This window comes from Pseudomonas sp. P5_B2, from assembly GCF_056400445.1.
The window spans coordinates 1-1,763 of record NZ_JBFULH010000757.1 but is presented as its reverse complement, the minus strand read 5'-3'; the positions used below and the strand labels follow the sequence as shown (position 1 = coordinate 1,763).

Sequence of the window (1,763 nt, the reverse complement as noted above, 5' to 3'; positions counted from 1 at the left end):
TGCAAATAGATCGCTTTTAGCATCTGGAAAGCAATTTTTAGCAAATTCTCGCAGCTGGGAGTTCATACCTTTACTTCCCATATAAGGGGGATTCGCCACGACCGCATCGTACTGTGCCGCCAGCAACTCAGCTTGTTGCACCAACGGTCCTAAGCGCGTGAGCTCATCCGTCACAAACAGATCCTGGCTGTTTGCCTCGCACAACTGTTTAAGCGCCGGCAACTTCCTATTCAGTCCCTCCGGCACCTGAATCAACGAGCCAAAGGTCGTGGCGTGGTCATTGCAGCGATAAAGGCGGTGCGCGCCTTCGGGGCGTAGTTTTTGATGATGTTGGTGTTCATATGGGATGTCCCTAATTCTTCATGAGCTGGCTTTCGCGCAGTTTGCAGCTTGGAGGGGGCGGGGCCTCCTCCATGCTGAACTGGGTCAGCGGATGCGAATTCGTTTGTCTTGCTTCACGGCGTTTTCCAGTTCTGCCCTGAAGGCGTCGATAAATCTATCAATGTCGGACTGACCCTCCAGATACAAACCATTGCCGAGCTTGTTGAACACACTGGTCGCTGCTACCTCGACTACCGGTTTGGGTGGTGCTCCGGGTTTGAGAGTGGGCGCCGGTTCATGCACACGGTCTTCCTTCGCACTGCTTGCTGAGCCGGCGGCTTGTGATGCTTTCGTCAACTCCTGCTGAAGTTTCTGCTGGCGTTCTAACTCGCTCAGAATGGTTCGCTCCAGATCGAATACGCCGTCGTTCAGGCGCTCGTCAGCGGTCTGGGTTTGCAGCATGTAGATGTTGGCGATGCTGGTTTCGGTCTCTAGGTCCGCCTTGACCAGTTGCAAGGGACGCACTAAGCGGTTGCTCAGCTCAGCGGTTTCGATACCGCTTTTGGCAATCTCGGACTGTAATTGGGCGATTTTCTCGTCGACACGGGCCAGGGCATGTTGACGCTTTTCAGCCAAGATGGCGGCGTTAATGGTTTCTACTGTTTCAACCAGTGTGGTGACCTGGCGCTTCTTTTGTACCGAGACTTCACGGCGCTTACGGCTGTTGGTGAGGTACTCGAAGGCGTCCGGCAGCGGCATGCTAGGGCCCGCAGCGTGGAACGAAATACGGCTGGAAGCGGCCAGGCGACCGAGGACCAGCAGGATCTCTCCGTCTGGCCAGCCATAGGGGCGCTTACTGAAACGCTCGATGATGTCTGCGACCAACAAGCGTTCGTTGCCAGAGGCGCGCAGTGAGATGAATTGTTCAACTTCCTTGATGGCCTGCGGATTGCCTTCGTCACCATCGAGGGTCAGGCCGAGTTGGCCGATGTCGTTTGTGTGCAGTATGGCGTGTAGTTCACGCTCGGGCTCCTGCTGTAGCACTCGCAGGTAGCCAAGTTTTGTGAAGGTGTTTTCAAGGAGGTACTGGCACGCCTCATCGAACTTGCTGACGATATTGTTGCTGTTGAGCTTCAGGTGCTGCCCCTGCGCATATGGGAATGACATGAACTTGTGGGTGCTGCCCTTTAATCTTGATGACGACAGCTTGGTGGATGCGGGTTTCGCTGGGATTCCTTTGCGGCTGGGAAGCCACTCTCAAATCACTCTAAACATGAGCGCATGAGTCAGTATCGGCCGCCGATGGCCGTCACCACATGCTGGCCTGGTCGCCGATATCAGTGAGCAGTGGGGCTGCTGGTCACACGGGGCGACCTGCATGAGAAGTTGGCGGATCGTCCGTGTAGCGACATCGTCTTTCAGTCCCTCTACGGTGTGACGCT

The 1,763-nt window shown here is 55.5% G+C and carries 2 protein-coding genes; both read right to left on the bottom strand.

The genetic code is table 11. The features are described 5' to 3' along the window. Positions 1-222, bottom strand: a 222-nt coding sequence (locus AC1DRJ_RS26430; protein WP_477804745.1) for an Eco57I restriction-modification methylase domain-containing protein, incomplete at its 3' end; no start/stop codon positions are given. 204 nt (positions 223-426) lie between these two features. After that, positions 427-1,488 (bottom strand): hypothetical protein, encoded by a 1,062-nt coding sequence (locus AC1DRJ_RS26425; RefSeq protein ID WP_477804744.1) that lies wholly within the window; start codon positions 1,486-1,488, stop codon positions 427-429. Between the last annotated feature and the right edge of the window lie 275 nt (positions 1,489-1,763).

What these genes read in the sequence shown, in the direction of transcription:
- AC1DRJ_RS26425 (WP_477804744.1), bottom strand. Translation starts at nt 1,488, where the DNA reads ATGTCATTCCCATATGCGCAGGGGCAGCACCTGAAGCTCAACAGCAAC.